This is a genomic window from Myxococcus sp. MH1 (assembly GCF_059738865.1).
The window spans coordinates 10167880-10193597 of sequence record NZ_AP026947.1 but is presented as its reverse complement, the minus strand read 5'-3'; the positions used below and the strand labels follow the sequence as shown (position 1 = coordinate 10193597).

The 25718-nt window shown below is 69.1% G+C and carries 24 protein-coding genes; 14 read left to right on the top strand and 10 right to left on the bottom strand.

The features are described 5' to 3' along the window. Positions 1 to 4: 4 nt before the first annotated feature. Positions 5 to 1348 (bottom strand): DUF1552 domain-containing protein, encoded by a 1344-nt coding sequence (locus AC6JA9_RS40395; RefSeq protein ID WP_408888765.1) that lies wholly within the window; start codon positions 1346 to 1348, stop codon positions 5 to 7. Continuing rightward, positions 1345 to 3024 carry a DUF1592 domain-containing protein gene (locus AC6JA9_RS40390; RefSeq protein WP_497958741.1) on the bottom strand — a complete coding sequence of 560 codons (1680 nt, stop codon included), beginning with the start codon at positions 3022 to 3024 and terminating at the stop codon, positions 1345 to 1347. Before AC6JA9_RS40390 ends, AC6JA9_RS40395 begins: the two co-directional genes overlap by 4 nt. 271 nt (positions 3025 to 3295) lie before the next feature. On the opposite strand from AC6JA9_RS40390, the gene AC6JA9_RS40385 reads away from it, so the two are divergent. After that, entirely contained in the window at positions 3296 to 5065 is a 1770-nt protein-coding gene (locus AC6JA9_RS40385; protein WP_497958740.1) for a R3H domain-containing nucleic acid-binding protein, read from the top strand. A gap of 4 nt (positions 5066 to 5069) precedes the next feature. On the opposite strand, the gene AC6JA9_RS40380 is transcribed toward AC6JA9_RS40385, so the two are convergent. Both AC6JA9_RS40380 and AC6JA9_RS40375 read right to left on the bottom strand, forming a co-directional pair. Beyond that, a complete protein-coding gene (locus tag AC6JA9_RS40380; protein ID WP_223783849.1) occupies positions 5070 to 6251 on the bottom strand; it encodes a serine hydrolase domain-containing protein in 1182 nt (393 codons plus the stop codon). 1710 nt (positions 6252 to 7961) lie between these two features. Then, on the bottom strand, positions 7962 to 10094 hold the full coding sequence (locus AC6JA9_RS40375; RefSeq protein WP_497960830.1) for a M3 family metallopeptidase: 2133 nt from the start codon (positions 10092 to 10094) through the stop codon (positions 7962 to 7964). Positions 10095 to 10169: 75 nt separating this feature from the next. Between AC6JA9_RS40375 and AC6JA9_RS40370 the strand changes: the two genes are divergently transcribed. The 4 genes from AC6JA9_RS40370 (at position 10170) to AC6JA9_RS40355 (ending at position 12944) form a co-directional block, all read left to right on the top strand. Further along, a complete protein-coding gene (locus AC6JA9_RS40370) occupies positions 10170 to 10976 on the top strand; it encodes a CheR family methyltransferase (protein WP_497958739.1) in 807 nt (268 codons plus the stop codon). A gap of 147 nt (positions 10977 to 11123) precedes the next feature. Further along, positions 11124 to 12011: a hypothetical protein gene (locus tag AC6JA9_RS40365; RefSeq protein WP_223783852.1), complete on the top strand. Its 888-nt coding sequence runs from the start codon at positions 11124 to 11126 to the stop codon at positions 12009 to 12011. Between the two features lie 3 nt (positions 12012 to 12014). Next, positions 12015 to 12392, top strand: coding sequence for a hypothetical protein (locus AC6JA9_RS40360; RefSeq protein ID WP_497958738.1), 378 nt, complete (start codon positions 12015 to 12017; stop codon positions 12390 to 12392). A 12-nt stretch (positions 12393 to 12404) separates the two neighbouring features. Beyond that, on the top strand, positions 12405 to 12944 hold the full coding sequence (locus tag AC6JA9_RS40355) for a hypothetical protein (RefSeq protein ID WP_497958737.1): 540 nt from the start codon (positions 12405 to 12407) through the stop codon (positions 12942 to 12944). A 10-nt stretch (positions 12945 to 12954) separates the two neighbouring features. Here AC6JA9_RS40355 and AC6JA9_RS40350 read toward each other — a convergent pair whose 3' ends face one another. Further along, positions 12955 to 13380, bottom strand: coding sequence for a DUF4265 domain-containing protein (locus AC6JA9_RS40350; RefSeq protein WP_141331634.1), 426 nt, complete (start codon positions 13378 to 13380; stop codon positions 12955 to 12957). A 222-nt stretch (positions 13381 to 13602) separates the two neighbouring features. Here AC6JA9_RS40350 and AC6JA9_RS40345 point away from each other — a divergent pair, with 222 nt between their 5' ends. From AC6JA9_RS40345 to AC6JA9_RS40330, 4 genes are all read left to right on the top strand, one after another. Beyond that, positions 13603 to 14658, top strand: coding sequence for a S1 family peptidase (locus AC6JA9_RS40345; RefSeq protein WP_497958736.1), 1056 nt, complete (start codon positions 13603 to 13605; stop codon positions 14656 to 14658). Positions 14659 to 14767: 109 nt separating this feature from the next. Further along, on the top strand, positions 14768 to 15943 hold the full coding sequence (locus AC6JA9_RS40340) for a Fic family protein (RefSeq protein ID WP_497958735.1): 1176 nt from the start codon (positions 14768 to 14770) through the stop codon (positions 15941 to 15943). A gap of 193 nt (positions 15944 to 16136) precedes the next feature. Then, positions 16137 to 17105: a DNA topoisomerase subunit B gene (locus AC6JA9_RS40335; protein ID WP_497958734.1), complete on the top strand. Its 969-nt coding sequence runs from the start codon at positions 16137 to 16139 to the stop codon at positions 17103 to 17105. Between the two features lie 82 nt (positions 17106 to 17187). Beyond that, positions 17188 to 18345 (top strand): hypothetical protein, encoded by a 1158-nt coding sequence (locus tag AC6JA9_RS40330; RefSeq protein ID WP_497958733.1) that lies wholly within the window; start codon positions 17188 to 17190, stop codon positions 18343 to 18345. Between the two features lie 290 nt (positions 18346 to 18635). On the opposite strand, the gene AC6JA9_RS40325 is transcribed toward AC6JA9_RS40330, so the two are convergent. After that, a complete protein-coding gene (locus AC6JA9_RS40325; protein ID WP_223751224.1) occupies positions 18636 to 18935 on the bottom strand; it encodes a hypothetical protein in 300 nt (99 codons plus the stop codon). Positions 18936 to 19196: 261 nt separating this feature from the next. On the opposite strand from AC6JA9_RS40325, the gene AC6JA9_RS40320 reads away from it, so the two are divergent. Further along, positions 19197 to 19889: a DUF1361 domain-containing protein gene (locus AC6JA9_RS40320; RefSeq protein WP_426744323.1), complete on the top strand. Its 693-nt coding sequence runs from the start codon at positions 19197 to 19199 to the stop codon at positions 19887 to 19889. Positions 19890 to 19964: 75 nt separating this feature from the next. Here the strand turns inward: AC6JA9_RS40320 and AC6JA9_RS40315 are convergent, their stop codons facing one another. From AC6JA9_RS40315 to AC6JA9_RS40305, 3 genes are all read right to left on the bottom strand, one after another. Then, positions 19965 to 20264 carry a hypothetical protein gene (locus tag AC6JA9_RS40315; protein WP_223783858.1) on the bottom strand — a complete coding sequence of 100 codons (300 nt, stop codon included), beginning with the start codon at positions 20262 to 20264 and terminating at the stop codon, positions 19965 to 19967. A 192-nt stretch (positions 20265 to 20456) separates the two neighbouring features. Continuing rightward, positions 20457 to 20915, bottom strand: a complete 459-nt coding sequence (locus tag AC6JA9_RS40310; protein WP_223751222.1) for a hypothetical protein — start codon at positions 20913 to 20915, stop codon at positions 20457 to 20459. A gap of 160 nt (positions 20916 to 21075) precedes the next feature. Next, on the bottom strand, positions 21076 to 22575 hold the full coding sequence (locus tag AC6JA9_RS40305) for an HAD-IG family 5'-nucleotidase (protein ID WP_074958174.1): 1500 nt from the start codon (positions 22573 to 22575) through the stop codon (positions 21076 to 21078). Between the two features lie 200 nt (positions 22576 to 22775). On the opposite strand from AC6JA9_RS40305, the gene AC6JA9_RS40300 reads away from it, so the two are divergent. The 4 genes from AC6JA9_RS40300 (at position 22776) to AC6JA9_RS40285 (ending at position 25232) form a co-directional block, all read left to right on the top strand. After that, positions 22776 to 23399 carry a hypothetical protein gene (locus AC6JA9_RS40300; RefSeq protein WP_408888777.1) on the top strand — a complete coding sequence of 208 codons (624 nt, stop codon included), beginning with the start codon at positions 22776 to 22778 and terminating at the stop codon, positions 23397 to 23399. Continuing rightward, a complete protein-coding gene (locus tag AC6JA9_RS40295) occupies positions 23396 to 23638 on the top strand; it encodes a hypothetical protein (protein ID WP_408888778.1) in 243 nt (80 codons plus the stop codon). The genes AC6JA9_RS40300 and AC6JA9_RS40295 overlap by 4 nt, the downstream gene beginning before the upstream one ends. Before the next feature lie 79 nt (positions 23639 to 23717). Further along, positions 23718 to 24773 carry an HAD family hydrolase gene (locus tag AC6JA9_RS40290; RefSeq protein ID WP_497958732.1) on the top strand — a complete coding sequence of 352 codons (1056 nt, stop codon included), beginning with the start codon at positions 23718 to 23720 and terminating at the stop codon, positions 24771 to 24773. 261 nt (positions 24774 to 25034) lie between these two features. Continuing rightward, positions 25035 to 25232 (top strand): TraR/DksA family transcriptional regulator, encoded by a 198-nt coding sequence (locus tag AC6JA9_RS40285; RefSeq protein WP_223751218.1) that lies wholly within the window; start codon positions 25035 to 25037, stop codon positions 25230 to 25232. A gap of 10 nt (positions 25233 to 25242) precedes the next feature. Here AC6JA9_RS40285 and AC6JA9_RS40280 read toward each other — a convergent pair whose 3' ends face one another. Continuing rightward, positions 25243 to 25641, bottom strand: coding sequence for a hypothetical protein (locus AC6JA9_RS40280; protein WP_497958731.1), 399 nt, complete (start codon positions 25639 to 25641; stop codon positions 25243 to 25245). Positions 25642 to 25718: the final 77 nt, after the last annotated feature.

The window sequence follows — 25718 nt, the reverse complement described above, 5'->3', positions numbered from 1 at the left end:
GGCGCTACCCCCCGAATCCCGGCAATTCCCCCGTACCGTCCGAGCCAAAAGTCGTGATTCCGGGGACGCCCATGGCCCGCATCATGGAGATGTAGAGGTTGGCGATGGGCAGGCCCGTCGCGCGCAGGTGTCGGTTGGTGCCCACCGCGCCGCCACACCGGCCGGCGATGAGCACGGGCAGGTTGCGATGGATGTGCCCGTTGCCGTCCTCCAGCTCGCTCGTGAAGTAGACCATCGAGCTGTCGAGCAGCGACGCGCCGCTGGCATCCCGGCTCTCCTTCAACCGCCGCACGAGGTAGGCGTACTGCTCCACCTCCCACCGGTCGATGCGTGAGAGCGCGTCGAAGTTGGCCGGGACGAACTGGTGGTGCGAGTACGCATGGTGTCCGCCGCTGAGCCCGAGGAAGCCGTACACCTTGTTGCTGCGCGCGTTGGCGAGCATGAAGGTCGCCACGCGGGTGAGGTCGCATTGGAAGGCGAGGACGATGAGGTCCATCATCGCCTTCGTCTTGGCGCGAGGGTCCTCGTTGTCGACGGGCGACACCTGGGCGCCGCACACGGGCACCTGTTGCCCCAGGACCTCCAGCTGCTTCTCCAAATCTCGCACGCTGGTGAAGTACTCCTCCAGCTTGCGCTGGTCCGTCACGCCGAGCTGCTTCTGGAGCGACGTGGCGTCCTCGCGCACGAAGTCGATGATGCTCAGGCCATAGGCGCGGCGCTTCTCCACCTGGGCCTGGGTGGAGCCGGGGTCCATGCCGCCGAAGAGCCGGTCGAAGACGGCCTTGGGGCGCACCTCCTTGGCCATGGGCGTGCGAGGCCCGGCCCAGGAGATGTTGTTGGCGTAGGGGCACGCGTAGCCGGAGTCACAGTTGCCGATGCCGCGCCCCGCGTCGTTGCCCAGCTCCAGCGAGGCGAAGCGCGTGGCCTTCTGCTGGGCCAGGTGTCGGGCGATGACCTGGTCCATGGAGATGCCCGCGCGGAAGTCGGTGCCCTCCGTCTTGACGGCCTTCATGCAGGACAAGAGCGCGGCGGTGCCCGCGGCGTGGTGGCCGTCGCCGTCGGGCCTGCCCGCGTCGTTGGTGAGCCCGCTGATGACGAGCACGTCGCTCTTCACCGTCGCCAGGGGTTGGAGCGTGGGCGTCAGCTCCCAGGCGGCGCCCGTGCCGGCGGGCAGCCACTTCTGCATGTGGATGCCATTGGGCACGTAGAAGACGGCCAGGCGGCGAGGGGCCAGGGGCGCCTCGGCGGCGTGGGCGGTGGAGACCATGCGCTCGAGCAACGGGAGCGCCATCAGCGCGCCCGTGCCGCGCAGGAAGGTTCGACGGGAGAGTGGCCGCTTGTGGCTCATGGCGTCTGGGCCTCCGTGTCGCCGCGCCGGGAGGTGAACGAGTCACTGAGGACGATGGCGAGGATGTAGTCGACGAGCCGCCCGCCGCTGGCCTCCGCGGAGGCGGAGATTTCGCGCACCACGCACGCGTCGGCCTCGGACATGCCCCGGCCGAGCGCGTACGTGAGCAGGTGCTCGGTGATGCACGCGGGCAGCTTCGGGTCCTCCTTGACGAAGCGCCGCATGTCCGCGCCACCGTTGAGCACGGCGCCGTCGGGCAGGTCCCCCGTGGCGTCCACCGGCGCGCCGCTGACCTCGTTGAGCCGCCAGCGGCCGATGGGGTCGTAGTTCTCCAGCGCGAGCCCCAGCGGGTCCATCATCCGGTGACAGCCCTGGCACTGCGGCAGGCTGCGGTGCAGCGCCATGCGCTCCTTCATCGTCATGAGCGGATTGACCGGAGGCGGCAGTCCCTCGACGTTCGGCGGCGGCGGCGGCGGCGCGGAGCACAGCAGCTGCTCGAGCACCCACACCCCGCGCTGCACGGGCGAGGTGCGGTCCGGATTGGAGGTGACGGTGAGCAGCGAGCCGTGGCCGAAGATGCCCTGGCGCTCGGGGTGCGCGGACAGGTCCACGCGCTTCGGCGTGGCGCTGCCGGGCAGCGGCAGTCCGTAGTGCGCGGCGAGCGCGTCGTTGACGTAGGTGAACGGCGCGTCGAGCAGGTCGCGCAGCTTGTGGTCACCGGTGAGGAACTCCTGGAAGACGAGCTCCGTCTCCTGGCGCATGGCCTGGCGCAGGTCCTCGTTGAAGGTGCCGTAGAGCATCGGGTCCGGCTCGGCGGAGGCGAGCGCGCGGGTGAAGAGCCACTGTCCGGCGAAGTTGCTCACCAGGGCCTGGGCCTTGGGGTCTGCGAGCATGCGGCGCACCTGGGCCTCCAGCTGCGCGGGCGTGGCGAGCTGGTCCTGCTCCGCGGCCTGGAGGAGCGCCTCGTCGGGCATGCTGCTCCAGAGGAAGTAGGACAGGCGGCTCGCCAGCTCGAAGGCGTCCAGCCGATGGGGCGAGAGGGACGTGGCCTGCGGGTCCTTCTCCACGCGGAAGAGGAAGTGGGGCGAGACGAGCACCGTGCGCAGGGCGAGCTTCACGCCGGCCTCGGGCGGGTCTCCGTGTTGCTTCGCGAGCGTGAGCGCGCCGAGCAGCCGGTCCACCTCCTCGGGTGTCACGGGGCGGCGCCAGGCGCGGCGGGCGAAGCGCGAGAGGATGTCGCGTGCGCAGGGCTCTGGGTTCGTGGCGTCCAGGGTGCAGGTGCGCACGGTGCCCTGGGCCCAGGCGTTCTCCACGAGCTTCTCCGCCGCGGTGGCGTACTTCTCCAGCAGCAGGGGCGAGAGGCTGAGGACGTCGGCGTTGTTGTCGAAGCCGTAGCCGTGGTCATCGGCGGGGAAGTCGCGCGCGGGGCGGGTGGTGTCGCCGAGCAAATCCCTCACGGTGGCGTCGTACTCGGCGCGGTTGAGGCGGTGCAGGGTGACGCGGCCCGGGTCCGCGGAGGTGTTCTCGCAGCCCTCGGCGTGGGTGGGCGGCGGCTCGGGGAGGACGCGGGCCTTGGGCAGCGAGTCTCCCTTGCAGGCGGCGAGCAGCAGGAGGAGGCCCGTGCTCGCGCGGGCGCGCCAGGGGCGTCGCCTCCGTTCGTGAAACCTGGAAGTCACTGCACCTTCCCCCTTTCACCGAGCCGCCCGAGGCGGAGTTCGGTGAGGGCCGAAGCAAATCCCTCTCCAGCGCGAGGCGGTGGGCGGTGAACGCGGGGGCCGTCCCGAGGGGAGGGTGAGGGGGTGGGCAGTGCCCTGCCATGGGTCTGAGGAGGGCGGTCGAGGGGAAGCGGGGTGCCGTTGGTGGGCGTGCGGGAGGGTGGTGGAGGGAGCAGGTTGCGGTGGAGGGGCATGGATGCCGCCCCGGGCGTTCCGGTAGAGGAGAGGCGCCATGACTTCACCGCATGTCGATGCCGTCGCCGATGACTTCCTGTTGCTGGTGGAGGTGTTGCCGGAGGGGCTGCGGACGGCGGTGGGGGCGCTTGCTCCCTCGGAGGTGTTGGAGGTGGTGTTGGACCTGGGGCGGGTGCCGGAGGCGCGGCTGGTGGACCGGGTGGTGCGGCTGCGCGAGACGCCGGTGGGGGTGGAGGACCTGCGTCAGGTGATGGAGCGGGTGGGGGCGCCGGGGGAGGACAACCGCGCGGGCATCGAGCGGACGTTGCATCGGGTGTCGGCCATCCGGAACCGGCGGGGGCAGGTGGTGGGGCTGACGCTGCGGGTGGGGCGGGCGGTGTTCGGGACCATCGACATGTTGAAGGACCTCATCGGCTCGGGGCGCAACCTGCTGTTGTTGGGGCGGCCCGGGGTGGGGAAGACGACGAAGCTGCGCGAGGTGGCGCGCGTGCTCGCGGATGACCTGGGCAAGCGGGTGATGGTGGTGGACACGTCCAACGAGATTGGTGGGGACGGGGACGTGCCGCATCCGGGGATTGGTGGGGCGCGGCGGATGCAGGTGTCGCGGCCGGACCGGCAGCACGACGTGATGATCGAAGCGGTGGAGAACCACATGCCCGAGGTCATCATCGTGGATGAAATCGGGACCTCGGCGGAGGCGTCGGCGGCGCGGACGATTGCCGAGCGGGGCGTGCAGTTGGTGGCGACGGCGCACGGCAACACGCTGGAGAACCTGGTGTTGAACCCGACGCTGTCGGACCTGGTGGGCGGGGTGCAGACGGTGACGCTGAGCGACGACGAGGCCCGGCGCAGGCGCACGCAGAAGACGGTGAGCGAGCGCAAGTCGCCGCCCACGTTCGACATCGTGGTGGAGATGGTGGGCCGTGACGAGGTGCGTGTGCACGGCGACACGGCGGAGGCGGTGGACCGGCTGCTGGCCGGCAAGGACGTCGGCGGCGAGCGACGAAGGCAGGACGCGCAGTCGGGGCGCGTGGAGGTGGAGCCCGCGAGGCAGGTCACGGTGGCTCCGGAAGGAAGAGCCGCGTCGAGCACGGAAGAGGAACCCGAGGGACCGGCATCCGAGGGCGTCTCTGTGTCAGGTGAGACGCCCGAGCACGGGGGGCCCTTCACTCCGCCACCTGACGAACTGCCGGCACCGAGTCCGGAGCCGCGTGCGCCGGAGCCCGCGAGCCCCAGGCAGACGCGGTTCTCCTCGCGGTTCGTCGACGAGCCCCAAGAGGAAGGGGCCGCGCCGGCGGCCCGCCCCACGCGCATCTATCCGCACGGCGTGGGCCGCGAGCTGTTGCAGCGGGTGCTGCGCGAGATTCCGGTGGAGGTGCGACTGGTCAGCCGGCTGGAGTCGGCGGACCTCGTCGTCACGCTGCGCTCGAACGCGAACGACCCGAGGATGCGTCGGGTGGTGGCGAAGACCGGCGCGCGGGTGGAGTCCGTGAAGCGCAGCAGCTCCGCGGAGCTGCGCCGGATGTTGAAGGGCTTCTTCAACGTGCTGGAGGGCGTGGACGCGGAGGAGGTCCGCGAGGCGGTGGCCGAGGCCGAGGCCGCCGTCCAGCGCGCCCTGCGCGAGGGCGTCCTGGTGGAGCTCGCACCGCGCCAGCCCCGCGTGCGCAAGCTCCAGCATCGTCTGGTGAGCCGCTACCGCCTGGAGGCGGTGAGCCACGGCAGCGAGCCCTCCAGGCATCTGGTCATCTACCCGCTGGGCGCGGAGCTCGACGCCGCGCTCGCGGAGGAGACGGAAGGCGGCGCGTGAGCGCTCAGCGTCCGTCCCAGAAGACCCGGTCGCCGTACTCCCAATCGAACGGCACGCCCGTCTCACCCAGCACGAAGCGCACCAGCTGGGGGAAGGCGTTCTCGGCGCGCACGTCGTTGGCGAGAATCAGCACACAGCGGCGCGCGCCGGGCAGACACACGAGCGTGTTGCCGGTGCTGTCATTGTGCCCGCCCTTGTAGAAGCCGCGCCCCTGCGGCCCCTCGAACAGCACCACGCCGAGCCCCGCGGCCAGGTCCTTGCGGCGCTGCTCCACGGGCAGCTCGGCCTGGAGCGAGGGGAACTGGCTCTTGGTGGTGATGGCGAGCTGCGGCGAGGTCAGCTCGGCGAAGGACTGTGACGACAAGCCCTCACCGCGCACCAGCGCCGCGGCGAAGCGCGCCAGGTCATCGATGGTCGTGTCCATGGAGCCCGCGGCGCGCACGGTGCTGCGCTCGTCGTGCGGCTCCACCGCGCCCTCCATCGTCCACCCGTCCGCGAGGTTCTTCGCGAAGTCCGGTCTCCACACCATGCTGGTGTTGACCATGCCGAAGCGGTCGAACACGCGCTTCTGCATCTCCGCGCCCAGGTCCAGTCCGAGTCCCCGCTCCAGCACGAACTGCAACAGGATGAGCCCATCCCCCGAGTACGCATACCGGCTGCCCGGGTCGAAGTGGAAGCGCAGCCGCTGGTCGGGCTCGAGGAAGCCGAAGTTGGCGAAGCCCACGCTGTGGGTGAGCGGGTGGCGCGGCGTGATTCGCTTCCAGCGCTCGTCATCGGCCAGGTGCGACCACGTCGAGTAGCGCTGCTCGTCCGGGTACTCCGGGAGCGGCTTGTCGAGGTAGCGCGAGATGGGCGTGTCGAGCTGGAGCTTCTTCTCGTCCACCAGCTGCAACACCGTATAGGCGAAGACCGTCTTGGTGATGGATGCGCCATACATCACGGTGTCCGTCTGGAGCGGCTCGCCCTGGGCGTTGCGAGCGCCGTAGGCCCGCGTCACCACCACGCGCCCGTCGTCAATCACCGCGATGGCCAGCCCCTTGGCGCCCGTCGCCGCCATGGCGCGAGCGACCTCGGCATCCAGCGCGGCCGTGTCAGGAAGGGAAGGAGGCGCCTGACGTGAAGCGGACGTCGTGGCACAGCCGCTGGTGACGAACAGACCCAGGACACACGCATGCAGCAGTTTCATCGAGATGAGCTCCGGACCGAGGCGTCTCCGCCCTCGAAGTCGAGGCTCAATCTACCGGCGCCACCGGGCTCCTTCAATTGTTCCGAGGAGACTTCGGTAACCCGATTACCAAGACATGCGGTTCATCCCCGAGGGGCTGTCACCTGTCGGCATCCAAAGGTCTTGAGGTCTTCCGTCACCGTGTAGCACTCTTGTCCCTGTGGGCAGAGTTGCTCGCCGAAGTCGCAGGCTTGGTAGCAGACACTACGGCCTTGGCTGCCGGCACCACAGACGGACCCAGGGGGACAGCTGTGGGCCTTGAAGGGACTGCAGCTCTTGCGACACTCGAAGATGGCGACCTCGAGACGCGCGTCGACCTCACAGACATCACCCTCCGCGCACCCCGTATCCAGGCAGTTTCTTCCGATGCGGGTGAAGCATGCCGGCGCGGCGTCGAGTTCGAGGCACTCCTGGCCCTGCGGGCATTGCCCTTCACGACATGACGGCATGCAGCCAGGGCCACCCGGTGTTGCGACGCAGCGCTGCCCCGAGGGGCAGCTCCCCAAGGTGTTCAATTCACAAGGGCGTCCGCACTTGCCCTGGACACAGCGCAGCCCCCTGTCGCACATCTGGGAGAGGTCACTCGACAGGTGGTGACACGCCTCGCCTTCCTTGCGCGTGCCGGAGGACATGCAGCGATGGATGGGCGCTCCAGAAGAGACGTTGCTGGCAAGCCGGCAGACCTCTTCCTGGGCACAATCCTCATCGCGCGCGCAGTTGGAGGACTGACAGCTCATGATGCTGTCGCGAGGTTCGAACACGCAGCCTTGCCCCGTGGGGCAGTCAGAGCTGTTGGCGCAGCGCCGGGATTCGGTGGCCGGCGCGGCGTCTTCCGCTTGCTGGTCGGGGCCGAGAAGGCTGTCCGCGCCTGGCGTGGAGGAGGGCTCGGACGGACGAGGGGCTGACACCTGCTGGGTCGCTGGAATCGCGCTGACGGTCGCCGAGGATGCTTGTCGCCGCGCGTCTCGCACCGCCCCTTTCTCGGCATGGAGAGGTGGCTTCGGGCCGAACGGCACAGACGGTGTTGGCTCTGAGGTTGAAGATGCAGCTGTGGCAGGGTTCTCGATGTGGGGAACACCGAATCGCCAGTTCGTGGCAAAGCCGGCAACGATGGTGATGCCAACCACGCACAATGTCAGGCGTACCATCGTTGCCTTCATGATTCAGTGGATTCCTTGCTTACGGCGTGCCGCCATCAGGAGTGACGATCTTGCGGCAGGTGCAGTGCAGGCCCGTGCCGTTCTGGTAATCCACGCAGTAGACTTGGTAACCAGCCGGGCACGTGAAGTGATAGGTGGGGTCACTGCCGCCGCCCCCTCCCGTGCCTGTCCCGCCGCCCCCGCTCCCTCCGCCGGAGCCACCCCCGCCAGGGTTGCCGTTGTTGGCGCACCCTTGCTCAAGGAACTCACAATGCATTGCATCCGCAGGTGCGCTCGTCAGCGAGACTGCGATGGGAAGCAGCCCCAACGCAGCCGCCATGAGCGACGCCGCGACGTGCGACTTGATTTGACGCATATGTCCCCCTCTTCATTGCCCCAGGATGGGCAGGCGAAGGGTACATCTGCGTTGATGATGTCTGCAATGGATTTGTTGTGAGGCTTCAGGGTGGGGAAGGTGTCAACCCATTGGATGGGGAGCCCATGGTGACACGGGCTCCCCGGGGGATGCGTGTTACTTCCCGGCGTCGACGTAGGCGCGGTACGCCTCGAAGCCGTAGTCACGGCCGAGGAAGTCCTTCACCAGCTCGGCGGCGGGCTTGGCGCCGCCCGGCTCCAGCACGGTGCGGCGGTACTTCATCGCCGTCTCGCGGTCCAGGTAGCCCTTCTTCTGGAACTCCGTCTCCAGGTCCTTCGCGATGACGGAGGACCACAGGTACGTGTAGTACGCGGCCGAGTACCCATCCAGGTGGCCGAACGCGAGCTCGAAGTGCGTGCCCGGGCGGTGCTCGTGCTTGAACGGGCTGAGCTTCGTCTGCTGCTCCACCAGCGCCGCGGTGGTGTCGAAGCCCGGCTTGCGCGAGTAGTAGTCCAGGCTCACCGCGGACAGGAACAGCTGCCGCCGCGCCCACAGGCCCTTGCCGAACTCCTTCGACGCGCGCAGCTTCTCGACCATCTCCGCGGGAATCGCGGCCTCCGTCTCGTGGTGCTTGGCGAACTCCTTGAGCACCTCGGGGTTGCCCGCCCACTGCTGGAGGAGCATCGACGGCGTCTCGACGAAGTCCCACTCGGTGCGGATGCCGGAGATGCCGCTCCACTGCTGCTTGCCGGAGAACACCGCGTGCAGCAGGTGGCCGAACTCGTGGAAGAACGTCTCCACCTCGTCGTGCGTCATCAGCTCGCCGGGGCGCGCGAAGTTGCACACCAGGGTGCCCTCGGGGAGCCGCTTGCCGGCCTGGCCCTGCGCCAGGTCGAACTGGGCCGCGTGCTTGTACTTGTCGTCACGCGGGTGCATGTCCAGGTAGATGCGGCCCAGCAGCGTGCCGTTGTCGAGCACGTCGTAGGCCTCCACCTCCGGGTGCCACACCTTGGCGTCCGCCGCGCGCTGGTAGGTGATGCCCCAGATGCGCGAGGTGATGTCCATCACGCCCGCCTTCACCCGGCTGTACTCCAGATACGGGCGCACCTGCTGCGAGTCGAACCCGAAGCGCTCCGCGCGCAGCCGGTCCTCGTAGTAGTCCTGGTCCCAGGGCTCGAGCGTCTTGGCGCTCGGGACGTCCTTCTTCTTGCGCGCCAGCAGGTCCGCGAACTCCTGCTTCGCTCTCGCCTGGGTGGCGTCCGCCAGCCGGTCGATGAACTCCGACGCGGCCTTCTGCGTGCGGGTCATCTTGGTCTCGGTGGTGTACGCGGCCCAGGACTCGTAGCCCAGGAGCGTGGCCAGCTCGTGGCGCTTGGCGATGAGCTGCTGGAGCACCTCCTGGTTCGCCGGGAAGGCGCGCTGGCGGTAGGTGCGCCAGAGCTTCTCGCGCGCCTTGCCGTCCTTCGCGTACGTCATGAACGGGAAGTAGTCGGGGTAGTTGGTGGTGATGACCACCTTGCCGTCCTTCCCGGCCGGGTGGGACTTCACGTAGTCCTCGGGCAGCCCGGCGAGCTCCTTGGGCGTGAGGGACACCTGGCGCACGCCCTCGGCGATGTTCTTGCCGAACTGCTGGCCCAGCTTGAGCAGCTCCTCGTTGAGCGACTTCACCTTCGCGCGCGTGGCGTCATCGCGGTCCACGCCGGCGCGGCGGAAGTCGAGCAGCGTGCGCTCCATCCAGTACTTCGTCGGCCCGTCCGCCTGGGACAGGTCCACCGCGGACAGCGCGTCATAGACGCCGCGGTCCTGGGAGATCTCCACGTTGAGGGCGTCCACGCGCTGCTCGCACTCGCGGGCGGCGTCGCGGAAGGCGGGCAGCGGGTGGACCTCGCGCGCGAGGCTGGAGCGGTTCGCGGCGGCGATGAGCGACCCGGTGGCCTCGTCATACGCGGCGAGCACGGCCTGGGCGTCCTTGCGCGCGTCCAGGTTCTTGAGCGCGGTGATTTGGGCCTGGGCGCGCTCGAGGTCGGCGGTGCAGGCGGCGGTGAAGGCCTCGGCGGTGCCGGCGAGCACGTCCGACGTCCGGGGCGCGGGCAGCGGCGCCGGGGTCTTCTCCGGAGCCGGCGTGGCGGGCGCGGTGGCCTGCTCGGGCGGGGTGGTCGGCTCGGTGGCCGCGGTGCCATGCGTGCAGCCGGCCGCCGCCAGGGCCGCCGACAGGGTGAGCGCAGTCAGTCTCTTCAAGGGCAGATTCCTCCGGGATTCCAACACAAACGCCCGAGCGTCATGCCACATCCCGGCCTGCCGTGCTCGCCCGTCGCCCGGGCCTGCTGACATTCTCGGACGACCTTCCAACACAAGGAGGCCGCGGTGAGGGATGAGGACTGCATCGAGCTGATGCGCTGGGCGGGCCCGCGTCTTCGCCTGCGGCTCGAGGGTTTCCGCCGGGTGCGAGGGCAGGTGTGCAAGCGCATCGGCCGCAGGCTCGCGGCGTTGGGGCTCACGAGCGTGGCCGAGTACCGCGCCCGGCTGGAGTCCGACGCGGACGAGTGGGCCGTGCTGGACGCGCTCTGCCGCATCACCGTCTCGCGTTTCTACCGCGACGCCGAGGTCTTCGATGTGCTGCGGGACACGCTGCTCCCCGCGCTGCTCGGGTCCACCTCCGTGCTGCGCGTGTGGAGCGCGGGCTGCGCTTCGGGGGAGGAGCCCTACACGATGAGCGTGCTCTTCCGGCTCGGGCTGTCGCCACGCTTCCCGGAGGCACGATTGGAGTTGCTCGCCACGGAGGCCGACACGGTGCTGCTCGCGCGTGCGAGCCGGGGCTGTTATCCGCGCGGCTCGCTCCGGGAATTGCCGCGCGCGTGGGCCGCGGAGGCGTTCCCCGGTACCGACGCGGAGGCTTGTCTCGCACCCGAGTTCCGCGAGGGGCTCACCTTCGTCCAGCAGGACTTGCGAGCCCGCATGCCGGAGGGTCCCTTTCACCTCGTCCTGTGTCGCAACGTGGCCTTCACCTACTTCGCGCCGGCGCTTCAGCGAGAGGTGCTCGCGGGGCTCGTGGCGCGGCTCGTGCCCGGAGGGCTGCTCGTCACGGGCGTGGAGGAGTCGGTTCCCGAGGACGGTGTGGCGCTGGAGCGCGTTGCGGGCTCACTGCCCATCTTCCGTCGTGTTGAACAGTGAAGCCGGGTCGGTGCACACCCGTGAGACATGCGAGATGTTTCACGCGTGAGATGTGACGCACCCGGCCTTGAGTGAGTCGTGAGCGCCCGGTACCACCGCGAGACTTTCGGGGTCGAGTCAGTCCCCTGGCCGGAGGGATGCAACGGTATGCGCAAGGTGCTCTGTGCGGTCGCGACGTTGATGTTGTGGGCCTGTGGTGGCGCGAGCGGGAGCTCGCAGGTGAAGCAGGAGGGCCTGTCGCTGGCCGCCGAGACGGGAGACACGCGAGGCACCTTCGTGAAGGACGGCGGCGCGGTGTCGTTCCAGGCGCTCGAGGTGGAGCCGGGGGTCTACCGGTTGGAGGTGCGGCTGCGCGGGATGACGCTCGCGGGGTTGTTGGACCCGGCCAGCGGCGTGTCGACGATGGATGGCTTCGCGGACGAGGGCGCGGCGGACACGCAGCTGACGGACGCGGACCGGGAGCTGCTCAAGTCGCTCTACGACGCGCTGAGCGCCGAGCTGCCCGCGGGTGACGCGGCGGCGCCCGAGGCGATGTACCTGCGGCGCGCGGTGGGCCTGTGGGCGCAGCATCCCTCCACGGTGGAGCTCCAGCGCACGGTGATGGGCGAGCAGGGGCGCGGCTACACGATGTTGTGCAGCTATGCGCGCTGCAACGGCAAGTTCACGGGGAGCTGCGGGGGTGTGTACAACTGGTATTCGTACGCGAAGCACGACTGCAACAAGGGTGGCTTCAGCTTCGCGGGCAACCAGCAGATCGCGCAGCTGGGCGACCACACGTCGTGCAGCGGGGATGAGTTCTACCTGAGCGGGAGCACGTGGCTGTGCGGCGAGCCGGACCACTGGTCGCGCCCGAAGGTGATGGGCAACTGCTTCGGCCGGTGTGGTGGTGGCTGTGGGGGTGACACGCAGTACACGCTGGATGCGACGAACCACGACGGCTGCGTGCGCAACGGCCACATGCTGGCGAGTGCGTGGTGTGACGACCAGTTCGTGTCCGCGGCGGACGACGAGCTGTTCGCCTCGAACTGCTACTGAGCCATGCGTGCGGGTCGTGACGTGGGTGTGTGGGTGGGCGGGGCCGCGCTGGCCCTGCTCGCGTGTACGTCAGCCGCCTCGAAGACGGAGGCGGCGGAGGCGACGGTGACGCGCTTCTTCGAGGCGTTGCCCTCGGGGGACTGCGCGGTGCTGGGGCCGATGCTGGCCACGGGAGGGGGCATGCGGCCGTGCGAGGAGGCGGTGTCGGAGATGCATGCGCACGGGTTGATGCTGGTGGGTATTGTGGAGTCGAAGCTGGACGGCCGGGATGCGGACGTGGTGCTGGTGCGGGCACGGGTGGCGAGGGATGGGAATGTGGGCAAGGAGCCGTGGCTGCTCCGCGTGGAGCGGCAGGGCGGCGGCTGGCGCGTGCGATTCTGAAGAAGGCGGGCGATGAAGACTCGATACCGACTGATGCTGGCGGCGGCGGTGGTGCTCGTCGTGGCCATGGGGGTGGGGTTGATGGGGCAGGGGACGGCCCCGGTATCGCGGGGTGTCGAGCAGGCGGAGCTGGTGCCGGTGCCCATCCCGTCATCGCCCGAGGCGCGCGCGGTGGAGAGTCCTCGTCCCGAGCCCGTGGTGGCGGCCGGGGAGGCGACGCCTCCGGCGACGGTGGTGGCGCTGGGGCCGGGGGACGTGGCGCCGGAGCCGGAGGTGGCGAACCCGCCGCCGCAGCAGAACGACGCGATTGTTCCGGAGCAGCCGCAGACGGCGCAGTGGAAGTTGGAGAAGACGAAGCACATCGCGTCGGTGTTGGGGCGTGATGTGGAGCGGCTGGAGCGCGAGCGGGAGCTGGCGGAGTCGCGTGGGGACCTGGAGCGGGTGCGGCAGACGGAGATGCTCATCCAGCGTCACCGAGGTCGGCTGGTGAGCCTGGGGGAGGAGATCCAGGCGCTGAGCAAGGAGGCCGCGGCGGAGGCCTTGCGGCAGTGAGGTGATGTGGCTACCGGAAACCGAGGCAGGCTTCCTGGTAGTCGAAGACACCCGTGCGATGGCCCTCCTCGAAGTAGTCCTTCAACGAGGCGTAGGGGACCTCGGGTGGGATGTCGATGGCGAGCAGGCCATGTCCGAACTCCGTGTCGCACCCGCGTCGCTTCAGCTCCTCGCGGATTCTGGGGATGTCGCTGGGATGTGTAACCAGAAGCTGGACGGTGCTGTGTCCGCTGGCTCGAACGAGCCCGGTGCACCGAAGCATGCCATCGGCCTCGGGCTCGGCGGAGACGACGTCGCCGCAGGCGTAGCCCCGCGTGATGAACGGGATGTTGTCCAACTCGTAGCCATCAGCCCGCGGGATGGTCCACATCGACTCGACGTCCGGGTTCCCATCGGAGTCCGTGCAGTAGAAGACGACCTTCCTGTGAGGGCTCATCGTGGGGTGTCCGGACAGACCGTGGCCGTGGTTCGAGCGCGAGCCGGCGGCATGAACCCATTCTACTCGAGTGGGCGGAGTCGCAGTGGCTCTTGGAGCGAGTGGGCTCGGGGTGTGTGGCTCCTCGTGCTCACGCTTTGCGCGCTGTTCACAGGGTGTTCCCCTGTCGGGGAGGAGGCAGCACGAGAGCCGGCTTCCTCGTCCCAGGCGGCGTGGCCGATTGTGGGGGGCACGGATGCTCCCGAGGATGTGGCCACGGTGGCGCTGCTCGCGCGTCGTACGCGGTGCAGTGAGCCGTCGCCGTTGTTGCTGTGCTCGGGTGTCCTCATCGCGCCGGACGTCGTGCTCACGGCGGCGCACTGTCTGGACCTGTTCGGGCCCGAGGGGTCGCACGAGGTCTTCCTCGGCCGGGAGTTGCTGCCGAGGCCGAGTGAGGAGGGGCGCTTCGTGCGGGTGGCTCGCGCGGTCGTCCATCCGCGGTATGAGTCGAAGACCCATGCGTACGACGTGGCGCTGCTGCGGTTCGCGAGCCCGGTGCATGTGACTGCCGCGCAGTTGCCGTCGAGTGACGTCGTCCCGGTGACCGGCGAGCTGGTGCGCGCGGTGGGCTATGGCGACACGAAGGATGTGGACGAGCCCGCGGGTCAACGACGCCAGGGGACCCTGCGGGTGACGGACGTCGAGCCCGCGTCCTTCCGGGCGGGACCGGCACCAGGCATGAGCTGCGTGGGAGACAGTGGCGGGCCGGTGTTCGCCCGTGACGACACGGGGCGGGACGTGCTCGTGGGCATCACGGTGAGCGGTGACGTCGCCTGTCGGGAGGAGGCGGTCAACGTGCGAGTGGACGCGTTGATGGTCGACTTCATCGAGCCCTTCCTCGCGCTGCCAGCGCCTGCGCAAAGCACGACGCTCTCTCCGGAGGCCCTGTGCCTGGAGGCGTGTGAGAACGACGCCCAGTGCCCTTCCGGGCTCACGTGTGTCGTCACGGAGGGGACAGGGGGGCGGTGCCTGCTGCCCGCGCTTCGCGAGGGCGACTTCGGGGCCTCCTGCACCGAGGACGCGGCCTGTGGAGTGGGTGGTCTCTGTGCGCGGCTGGAGCCGGAAGGAACTGACGCTTGCCGCTGCTTCACGCCCTGCGCTCCGCCACCTCCGGACCCTGAGCCACCTGGAGCCGCTTCCGCAGGCGGTTGTTCCTCCTCGCCAGGGCTCGCACTCCTCGGCGTCCTGCTGCTCGCGGAGATCGGCCGGCGTCCTCGGCGGTCCGAATTTCCGTTTTAAGTGCCTGAAATCACGACAAGTTTTCTTGTTTTAGAGGGCTTTCGTTCAGGCGTTCGTTATTTAAGCGGGAGGCTCTTTACTTAAATAACGCGCCCTGGATACTGAACGCATGTTCGACACCTCTGCTGGAGCTTCCCGCGTGGGTCGGTTCGTGGAGACGACGGTCGCGGGGGAACACGTGCGCGCGTTCGTTCCACCGCCCTTGCCGCCAAGCCCGGCGATCGACGTCTTGGGATTGCTGGAGCGACTCAGCCTGGCCGAGCGTGCGTTGGGGCGCCTCGATGGCATCACCGTGCTCCTGCCCCGTCAGGAGTTGTTCCTCTACATGTACGTCCGCAAGGAGGCAGTGCTCTCCTCGCAGATCGAGGGAACCCAGTCGACGCTCTCCGACCTGCTCCAGTTCGAACTGGAGGCACAGGAGGGGGCGCCCTTCGACGATGTTCGTGAGGTCTCCAACTACGTCGACGCGATGATGTACGGGCTCGAGCGGCTCGAGAAATTGCCCCTCTCCCTCCGGCTTGTCCGCGAGCTGCACGAGAGGCTGCTACGGAGCGGAAGCGGAGGAACGAAGGACCCGGGGGAGTTCCGTCGTTCGCAGAACTGGATTGGCGGGACTCGACCTGGAAACGCCTTGTACGTTCCGCCTCCTGTCACGGAGCTCGATGGCTGCCTGGCTTCGCTCGAGCTCTTCATGCACGAAGAGCAGTCCAGGTTGCCGGCACTCATCAAGGCCGGGCTGCTGCATGTGCAGTTCGAGAGCATCCATCCGTTCCTCGATGGAAACGGCCGGATAGGACGGCTCCTCGTGACGCTCTACCTGTGCGCGAGAGGAGTGCTCCGCAAACCGCTGCTCTACCTGAGCCTCTATTTGAAGACGCATCGAGCGGACTACTACCGATTGCTCCAGGAGGTTCGCGAGAGAGGTGCTTGGGAAGCCTGGCTCGAGTTCTTTCTCGACGGCATCGAGAAGACCGCGAACCAGGCGTTCGAAGCCGCCACCCGAATCGTCGAGCTGTTCAAGCGCGACCGTGAGCGCATCACGACCCATGGCGAGCGGGTGGGCTCCGCGCTCCGGGTGCATGACCTGTTGCAGGAACATCCCTACCTCACGTCGAATCAGCTCGTCGAGCGGACGGGACTGACCTCCCCCACGGTGAACGCGGCCTTGGTGGATTTGGAGCGCCTGGACATCGTGAAGGAGGTCACCGGACGCAAGCGAGGTCGCGTCTTCGCGTACCGCGGCTATCTGGAGATCCTGAACGAAGGGACGACGCCTTTGTCGTGAGTCTGTTGCTCGCGGGAGTCAAGCGGCGGCGCTGGTTTTCTCTCCAAGGTCACTCGGCGGAAGGCCCATTTTTCGAGCGAAGAAGCTCGGTCCCGAGTCGCGTGTCTGGTATTGTCTGGAGGTGCAAGACAGCGGAGAGGAATTGCGGCGAGCCATCCGCCGACGGCCTGGATTGTACGTCGGCGACACCGGGATGTCTGGCCGGACCTCGCTCGTGGATTTGCTCCTGACGCTGGGGTTTGTCGCGGCCAGGGATGGCGGTGCGCGGGAGATCTCCATCTCGCTGCGCGCGGCTGGTTCCTGCTGCTTCTGCGTCGGCCTCTGGCCGTGGAAGCTCTCCTGTGGCACCTCTGCTGCCCAGCTCGAGCCGTGGCTCACCCCGCAGGGGGGCCCTCTCTCCGAGGGGCTCTGGCAGTCCCCTTTCGCGGACCTGGGGGTGCTCTGTGCGCTCTCTTCCCCGCTGGATGTCATCGTCTGGACCGAGGATGACACCGCTCCACGAACCTCGAAGTCCGGGCTGTGCATCACCTTCACGCCGGATGCCTCCTTGTTCGAGCCGCCTCCTTGCTTCGACGTGCCTCGCCTGCGTGAGCGCATCGAGGCGCTGTCCGCGTTTCATTCCGGCGTCACCTGGACGCTGCGGGACGAGGCCACTGGCACCGAGTCCCGGTTCCTCCGGGAGGAGGGGCTCGCGGATTTGTGTCGGGACCTCGCTCCGTCTCCGCTTGGCTCCCAGAACCCTCTGTGCTTCCAGGCGAAGGTGGGGAAGACCTCCCTCCAGCTCGCGCTCGTCTGGACGGAGGGCCCGGGTCGGGGAGTGGTGGCGTGGGCGAACCTCTTCGCACGCAACGATGCCGGGCCTCATCGCGTCGGATTCCGTCAGGGGATGCGTGAGGCCATCTCCGCGCGTCTGGCGCGGCGAGGTGTCGCGGCGCGCGCCCGGTGCTTCGACGCCACGGCCTTGTTCGAACACCTCACCGCCGTGCTCCACATCCAGGTGGAGAAGACGGACTGGTACCTGATGACCCGAGAGCGACGCGCCAGCGCGGAGGTCCAGGCCACGGTCACCCGGCTCGTCGCTCAGTGGGTGGAGCAGGCGCTCACCGAGGACCCGAAGCTGGAAGCGTTCGTCTTGAAGCTCGCGGGGCTTCTGCCCCGCTGAAACCCATCCAGCCACGCGCGACCCCGGCTTGCCGTCTCCCCTGGCCACGGCTGGGTGCGCGGAGCCTATCGAGGACTCCTTCATGGACCACGAGTTCACACCGGATGACCTGCGCCGAATGATTCGTCGGCGTCCCGGGATGTATGTCGGAAGCCGGGACGAGTTCGGGCTGAGCATGTTCCTGGAGCACCTCCTGGTGCTCGGGTTCAACGCGGGCAGGGCGGGGCGCGTGCGAGCCATCTGCGTGGACCTGCTCGCGGACGGTGCCTGTCGGGTCTCCTTCGACGGTTCGCCGTGGCCGCTGCTCCCCTGGACCGCGCCCCTCGAGAGCCTCGAGCCCTGGTTCACGATCGACGCGTTCGCGTCCGAATCGAGGGCGGTCCCCGTCGTGCTCGGCACCCCCTCGGGCATCCACTGCCGGGACTCGGAGGTGTATCTCGGTGCCATCAACGTCCTCTGCTCGCGGCTCGACGTCGTCGCGTGGTCGAAGGGCCAGACGTGGCGGCGCCGCTATCGGGCAGGTGTCGCCGAGGAGGGCATCCTCCCGTTCGTGCCGAGCGAGGCCTCCGGCACGGACTCCGGAGTGCACGTCACCTGCACCCCGGATGAATCGCTCTTCACCTCCACCGTTCGCTTCTCCTGGAGTGGGCTCCAGGAACGCGTCCATGTGCTGTCGGCCTTCCATGCCGGCGTGTCCTGGACCCTGCGGGACGAGGCCACGGGCACCGAGGCGCGCTTCTTCCGTGAGCGCGGACTCGCTGACCTGTGCGCCGAACTGGCGGACACTTCGTTCATCCAGGAGCCCTGGACCTTCGAGGGACAGGTGGAGGATGTGCGGCTCCGGGTCGCGCTCGGCTGGAGACATCGTCTGAGCCGAGGTCTGTCGTCCTGGGTGAACCTCCAGCGCTGTCTGGTGGGCGGACCGCACCACCGGGGATTCCTCGTGGGGATGCGCAGGGCGTTCGTCGCACGCCTGCGGCGCCTCGGCCGTGAGCGCGATGCACAGACCTTCTCGGACGGGGCATTGCTCGAACACCTCACGGGGGTGCTCGACCTGCGCATCGCGCCGGACATCCTGGGCAACCCCAGCAAGCATGTGTTCGCCCCGCCCGAGGTCGAGGCTCCCGTCGCGCGGCTCGTCGAGGACTGGGTGACGCGCGTGCTCGCCGAGGACCCGAAGCTGGAGGCCACGTTGTTCAGGTTCGCGGGATGCGAACGCGCTGGAGAGAACGAACCCTGAAGAGCGATGGAGAGCTGTGTCTTCCGATGAAGCCAGTCGACCCCGAGTGAGCCCACACCCGGTCCGAGCAGAACCAGGGGGCCACCATCACGAGGAAGAAGAATGAGCGCGCCCGAGTGAGGAAGCCGGAATCTCTGATTACGAATCAGGTGCCGCACCCGCGGCGTCACCCCCATGGAAGTGGAGGTGGACGGAGTTGAACCGTCTTGAGGAGCGTGTAGGACCTTCTCGAACGGGCGCGCTCGAAGCAGAGGGACGGTGACGCGTCACCGTCCCTGACGGCCCACCCCTCACCCACAGGTGCCCGAGGGGCCACACGTCTCCGGTGGGATGCAGATGGCGGCGCAGATGTTGGGCGAGGGGCACGTGCCGCAGTACACCGAGCGGTGTTGGCCGCATGAATCGACGGCCGTCACATGCCCGCAGGAGCCGAAGCTCTGCATGCACAGCGACGAGTCCGGCTCGCCCGTGCAGGTGGGCAGGGTGGACTCGTGCGAGCTCTCCGTGGACGACGAGAGCGCCGCGTTGGACATCCGCACGGCACCGCAGGCGCACAGCATCAACAGGGGCAACAGGAGGAGGCGCTTCATCGTAAGGACCTCGGGGACCCACGGGGACACTGCGACTTCCGCACGAGGACTGCGATTCCAGCAGAGACCCATCACCCGCCTCCCTCGCGCGCCGGAGCACGGGCCATCCCCACGCTCCATCAGTGCAACCCCGTGGCCACCCGACTTGCGAACCCCACCCGTGTGGACCCAGGACCACACACGGAGCTGGCCCACCCCTTGCTCTACACTCGGGGCTCCAACGCAGACCCCACCGTGGCGTGGTCCACGGGCCACACACCCATGTCCTCGGCCATGACCCTGTTCACCGTGTCGCGTCACCACGGCCTCGTCCCCGCCACGCTGTGCAGCGTCCTGGCGGTGGGCCTGCTGGCCTTCCGCCTCGACTGGAGCGAGCGCGCCAGCTTCGCCTTCCTCACCTGGAACCTGTTCCTCGCCTGGGTCCCCTATGTCCTGGCCCTGCTCGCGCGGGTGCTCATGGTGCGGGGTCACGGCAAGGGCTGGGTGCTGGCGCCGCTCGCCCTGGGGTGGCTCGCGCTGTTCCCCAACGCGCCCTACCTCCTCACCGACTTCATCCACCTGCACCAGCGGCCCGTCGTCCCGCTCTGGTTCGACGCGGCCCTGCTGGCCCTGTTCGCCGCCACCGGGTGGATGCTCGGCCTGCTGTCCCTGGAGGTCTGGAAGCAGTGGCTGGAGGAGCGCCACGGCCGCCGCACGGCGTGGGCCTTCGTCGGCGTCACCTCGCTCCTGTGCGGCTATGGCATCTACCTGGGCCGCGTGGAGCGGTGGAACAGCTGGGACGTGCTCGCGGACCCGTGGCGCCTGTTCGCCTCAATCGCCGCCCACCTGAAGGACCCCTGGGCCTTCCCGTACCTGCCCCACCTCACCGTCTTCTTCGCGCTGGTGCTGCCCGTGTCCTACGTCGCCTTCGAGGCGCTCGTCCTCCGGCTGCGCCGTCAGCGCGCCACCCCCTGAAACACGAACACCGCCCACGCTCCGGCCAGGGAGCGCGGACGGCGTGTCGATGAGAGGGCCTTCGGAAGCGGCGCCTCAGCCGCCGTGGATGCGCGAGCGTTTACGCGGACCTCCCCGGTGCTTCACGTTCATCTCGCTGGGGGCCTTCTTTCGCCCGTTGAGCGAGGTGCGTCGCCGGTTGCTCTTGGGCGCGTGGTCCTCGGCCGCCGGGCCCAAGGTCACGCGCGCCAGGTTCCGGGTTCGCCTGAGCGCCGCCGCCTCGTCCCGGGGCAACGTCTTGCGGCCCTTGGACGCCTGCACGCTGGCCTGCGCCTCGCCGGCCGAGGCCACCCGCCGCTTGTTCTTCACTCCCGCCATCTTGGTCCGGACCGCCATGTCGCCCTCCTTCCCTGGAGAGGTAAGGACGGCTCCACGGCTTGTCCAACCCGGAGGCCAGGGGCTCGAGGGCCCCACCCGTGACGCCCGCCTGGCCGCCCGCGAGGGCTCCCCCGAGGGAGAGGGCCCGGCCACGGGGTCGACCCGGAGCCGTGGGGCCCGCTGCCCTCGGCGGAAAGAGGATGCCGCGCTTTACGTCGACGAGCGCTTGCCGCGCCGGGGAGGCCGCGTGCTCGTGGTCGTCTCGGGCGGGAACAGCCAGCCCTCCTCGCTGTGCGAGGCGGTGTTCGTCTGGGTCGACTCGCTGGGCTCCAGGTGCTGGCCCCGGCAGCCGCGGCACCAGGACTGGGGCCGGCGCTCGCCGCGCATCACGCGGAAGCCGAAGTCCTGCTCCGTGGGGCCCACGTGGTCGCAGCGCGGGCAGCGGCTCAGCGACGTGACGCCAATCTCCTTGGCCTTCTGGCGGCCATGCTCCACCACCAGCGCCAGCGCCGCGGCGAAGCCCAACCGCTTCTCGGAGGCGACGTGGAAACGACGGGCGCGCTTGCGCCCACCCCGGCCGAGCACGGGCATGAGGTCCATCCCCCCGAGCAGGTTGCGCTGCTCGAGCACACGCGACGACGAAGAGCTGTCCTGGGTTGATCGGCTCACCCGACAACTCATAGCGGAGGGGTCTGACACGCCCTTTCAGAGGGGAGATGCCTGCCTGCCCTCACGCAAACCCTACTGAACGAAAATCCAGTGAGTCCGCGCACTTGGGCCTCCCCGAGAGCAGCCAGGCGAGCTTGGGGAGGCCTGGTGGGCCGAGGGGCTACTCGGCGTCGGCCATGCCCCCGCCGCTGTCGGTGGCGGGGAAGACGGGGGTGCCGCCGGGGAGGCTCGGGTCGTGCGGCAGGCTGCCTCGGGGGCTGCGCAGGTACACGAAGGGCGTGGCGAACAGGAAGTTGGAGACGCGCGACGTGTAGATGTCCGCGTAGCGCTCCACCTGGCGGGCCAGGTGGCTCTTGTCGTTGCCGGCGCGGGTGAGCAGGCCCCAGATGGGGTTGGATAGCTCGGTGGCGGCGCGGGCCATGGGGCCCAGCTCCGCGTCCAGCGCCTCCAGCTCCTCGCGCAGCGTGCCCAGCTTCGCCACCAGCTCCTGCTCGGTGGGCGAGTCCGTGCGCGGGCCGTAGTCGCCGCGGCGGCGCTGCAGCTCCAGCCGCAGCTGGCAGCTGTCCCACTCCAGCCGCTCCTTGAGGACCATGCGCTCGGCGAGCCGGGCCTCGGTGGGGCGGAACGACGCAATGGCGCGCACCTCGTCCTCCAGCTCGCGGAGGATGAGCGCCGTGCGCCAGCGCAGCGCGCTCTTGGACACGTGTACGTCGCCGAACATGTGGTCGCCCACGTAGAGGACCTCGTCGCCGCTGATGCCCAGGTGGCGCTCGAGCTCCACGGCGCTGCCGCCGAAGTACGGCTTGCCCTCCTTGAACGGCCCCGAGTGCGGACGCAGGAGCGCCTCGCCGTTGGTCTCCACCACCTCGAACAGCGCCGAGCGCGTGGTGAAGAACTCCGGCTTGCGCGCGGAGACGATGACCACGTCGAACAGCTGCCGCCACGTCATGCCGGCGGGCAGGTGCTTGTCGAAGGCGAAGTGCATCATGGGCTCGGTGTAGGCCCACTCGCTGTTGGTGATGAGCAGCAGCTTCTTGCCCGCGTTGCGCTGGTCCAAAAGCGCCAGCGGCGTCTCCGGGTCGTCGATGACGTAGCGCTCCGGGTCCGCGATGATTTCGGCCTTGAGCCGGCCCTGCATGTGCGTGGCGTCCAGGTTCTTGCGCACGTGCTCGTAGAGGTCCGCGTAGCCCATGGGCCCGGGCAGCTGCCCCGCGTCCAGCCGGTCCACCAGCTGCGCGTAGAGGCACGCCTCCGACAGGGAGAAGAGCGTGTTGAGGAACACCCACCGCCGCTCGTGCAGGTCGATGACGACGTGCGAGTACTCGTCGCGCTGGGTGATGAAGTCCAGGGTGCGCGTGCCGTGCAGCGCCTTCTTCACGAACCCGAAGCGGTTGGCCTTGAGCAGGTTGCCCTTCTCGGTGTCGATGATGAGGCCGCGGATGGCGAGCGCCGGGTCGAACTGGAGGTCACCCACGGGCCAGCCCTGCGCGACGAGCCTGTCCCGGATGTGCTCGTACGCGCGGCGCTCCCACGCCTCCACCCGGTAGTGGATGAGCGTGTAGTCCATGTCGTAGCCCACGGCCTTGATGGCGCGCAGGTTGAGGGTGCGGTTGCAGAACAGGCCCCGCTCGGGCGGGGGACCAGCAGGTTGCGAGCGCATAGGAGGCTTGGATTGCCCCGTCTGGAGGCAAAAGTCGATGCCTCTGTGCGGGCCCGTCCGCTGCCTCGCACCACCGGGTGGCGATGGCCCCATTCCCAGGCGTGTCGGATGCACGGCACTCGCCCCCGGGGGCCAGGGAGAGAGCGTGACTTCCTTGACTAGTTTGGTCGACCTCTCAACCCCTGAAGCGAGGTCCGTGCATGGCCTGGATGATTCGCGGTCTGTTGGTGAGCGCGCTGTTCGTGGTGGGGTGCAGGCACTCGGCGCCCGCCGTCACGCCGGAGCCGTCGACGCCGGTGGCGCTGAGCTGTGACGAGCGGCAGTCGGAGCTCTCCCGGGAGGCGGACCAGCGGGCGTCGCCGTATGGCATCGAGCAGCACCTGGCGAAGAACTTCCCGGAGGGCTCGGTGTCGTGGCTGATGAAGGATGCGCAGTATCAGCAGTACGTGGTGCAGACGGGGGCGACGAACTTCGGGCGCTGTGACGACAGCGGCTGCTACCTGTTCGCGGCGCCGTCGTCGGTCATCCGGGACGCGGTGAGGAAGGCGTCGTCGGGCGGGACGCATGACCCGGCGGTGCTGGGGCAGGCGCTGGGGCTGCCGGCGAAGAACTTCGAGGGGCCGCTGCGCATGATGACGTTGGACTTGCGCGCGTCGGCGCCGTGCGTGCGGCTGCCGGTGGACAGCGACCCGGGCGCGTGGAAGTGCCAGTCGGAGCAGGACACGGACTGCTTCAAGTTCGGCGGCTACACGTCGGGCGGGTTGCCGGAGGTCATGGTCATCAACGCGCCGGTGTCCCAGGCCGTGGTGACCGAGGTGCCGTGAGCGCCGAGCACGTCATCCACCAGAGCCCCTTGCTCTACCGCGTGCTGCGCGAGGAGCGCGGGGGCCTGGTCATCGAGGTCGTCGTGGGCGGCGTCGCGATGACGGCGGTGCGCGTGCGCCTGACGGCCGAGGAGGCACGGGCCTTCGGCCGTGAGGGCCCCGCGTACAGTGACAGGCTGGCCCGGGACATCATGGCGCGGCCGTCCTTCGGGGGCAGGGCCTACGACGCGCCCGGGTGAACGTTCCCCTCGCGCGCGCGGGTGATGGAACTCCATGGGGTGATGGGCAGGTTGGCGTGTGGCCATGGGGAGGGGACGGATGCGCGGGGTCGCCTGGATGTTGATGGGGTGTTCGCTCGTCCTCGCGAGCGGGTGTGCGTCCTCGCATCGCGCCGCCACGGACAGCGCGGCGCGGGGGCACGCGGACGTCGCGGCGTCCTCGAAGGACCCGCTCCCCTCCTGGACGGAGGGCCCCACGAAGGCGGCGCTCCTGGACTTCGTGGAGCGGGTGACTCGCGAGGGCGGACCGGACTTCGTGCCCGCCTCCGAGCGCATCGCCGTGTTCGACAACGACGGCACGCTGTGGTCCGAGCAGCCCCTCGTGGCCGAGCTGGCCTTCGTCATCGACCGGGTGAAGGCGCTCGCGCCCCAGCACCCCGAGTGGCGCACGCGCCAGCCCTTCCAGGGCGTGCTCGAGGGTGATGTGGAGTCGGTGAAGGCGAGCGGCAAGCGCGGGCTGATGGAGCTGTTCGCGGCCACGCATGCGGGCATGACGACGGAGCAGTTCGAGCGGACGGTCTCGGACTGGCTCGTCACCGCGCGCCACCCCACGCTGCATCGCCCGTACACGGACCTCGTCTACCAGCCGATGCTGGAGCTGTTGGCCCTCCTGCGGGCGCGGGGCTTCAAGACCTTCGTCGTCTCCGGTGGGGACGTGGGCTTCATGCGCCCCTGGATGGAGCGGGTGTACGGCGTGCCGCGCGAGCAGGTGGTGGGCAGCCGGGTGAAGCTGCGCTACCAGGACTCGGGGGGCGCGCCCTCGGTCCTTCGACTCGCGGAGCTGGACCTGCTCGATGACGGAGCAGGCAAGCCCGTGGGCATCGAGCAGGGGGTGGGACGCAGGCCCCTGGCGGCCTTCGGGAACTCGGATGGGGACTTCGAGATGCTCGAGTGGACCACCTCGGGTCCGGGGCCGCGCCTGGGGCTGCTCGTCCACCACACCGATGCCGAGCGCGAGTGGGCCTATGACCGGGAGGCCCGCGTGGGGAAGCTCGCCCGGGGGTTGGACGAGGCGCCTGGACGGGGTTGGCTCGTCGTGGACATGCGGCGTGACTGGAAGGTCGTCCATCCGTTCGAGCGCGCGACGCCGCGGTGAGGGCGGGCCGCAAGGGCTGCGGAGCCTCGTCGGGGCGCGCGCAAGGCTTGCGGAGGGGCTGGGGGGAGGCATGAGGGCCCCACGTGGCATGGTTCCTGTACTGCTTGCTCCCCACACGCCTTCTTCTGGGAAGTGCGTCGCGATGAGCGCGGCGGCGGTGCCCGGCGAGGGTCGCGGGAGGCGAAGATGGACAGTCTGGCTCGTGAGGCGCGTGACGCCCTGGTGCAGCGCGGCGAACGGCTCCGGTCACGGACGCGTCTCGTGGCCGTCCGGGGAGCGGACGAGCTCCTGTCCGAGGCGGAGCGCCAGGAGCTGCTCGACATCGAGGCGGCGCTCACCCGCATCGCGGTGGGACAGTTCGGCCGCTGCGAGCGGTGCGGAGGCGCCATGGGACGCCACCGCCTGCGCGCCATCCCCGAGGCCCGCTTCTGCATGACGTGCTCGGCCCTGGGCCGGTGAGTCCGCCCCGTCAAAGTTCGGGGAAGCTCACCGGGCCCAGGTGCAACGGGGGCGAAGTGGTGTCCTCGCGCAGCTCGAGGAGGTAGCGGCCGCGGAGCTCGATGGATTTGGCCTCGGTCTCCAGGACGAGCAGCACATCGGTGTCCTGGTCTCCGAGCGGACGTGACTGCCAGACGAGGAGCTTCCGGACGTGACGTCCCGTCGCGGTGATGAGCGCCGCTTCTCGCGGAGTCCACGGCGAATGCCCTCCAACGGAGGCGAGCAGCAGCACCACTGCGACCCGTGATCTCGTCCGGTGTGCGTATGCGGACGTCGAGGTCGACAGGATGGGCGTGGTGGGTGCGACGATGGGGCCGAGCGGACGTGTGGCGAGGCCCCGAACATCGAGTGCTCCGGCGATGTACATCACGCTGAATGGCCCTCGCGAGGGTGTGTCGGAGGATCGCGTGGAAGGGGCTTGAACGCTCGGGGCCTGCGGAGCGGAGA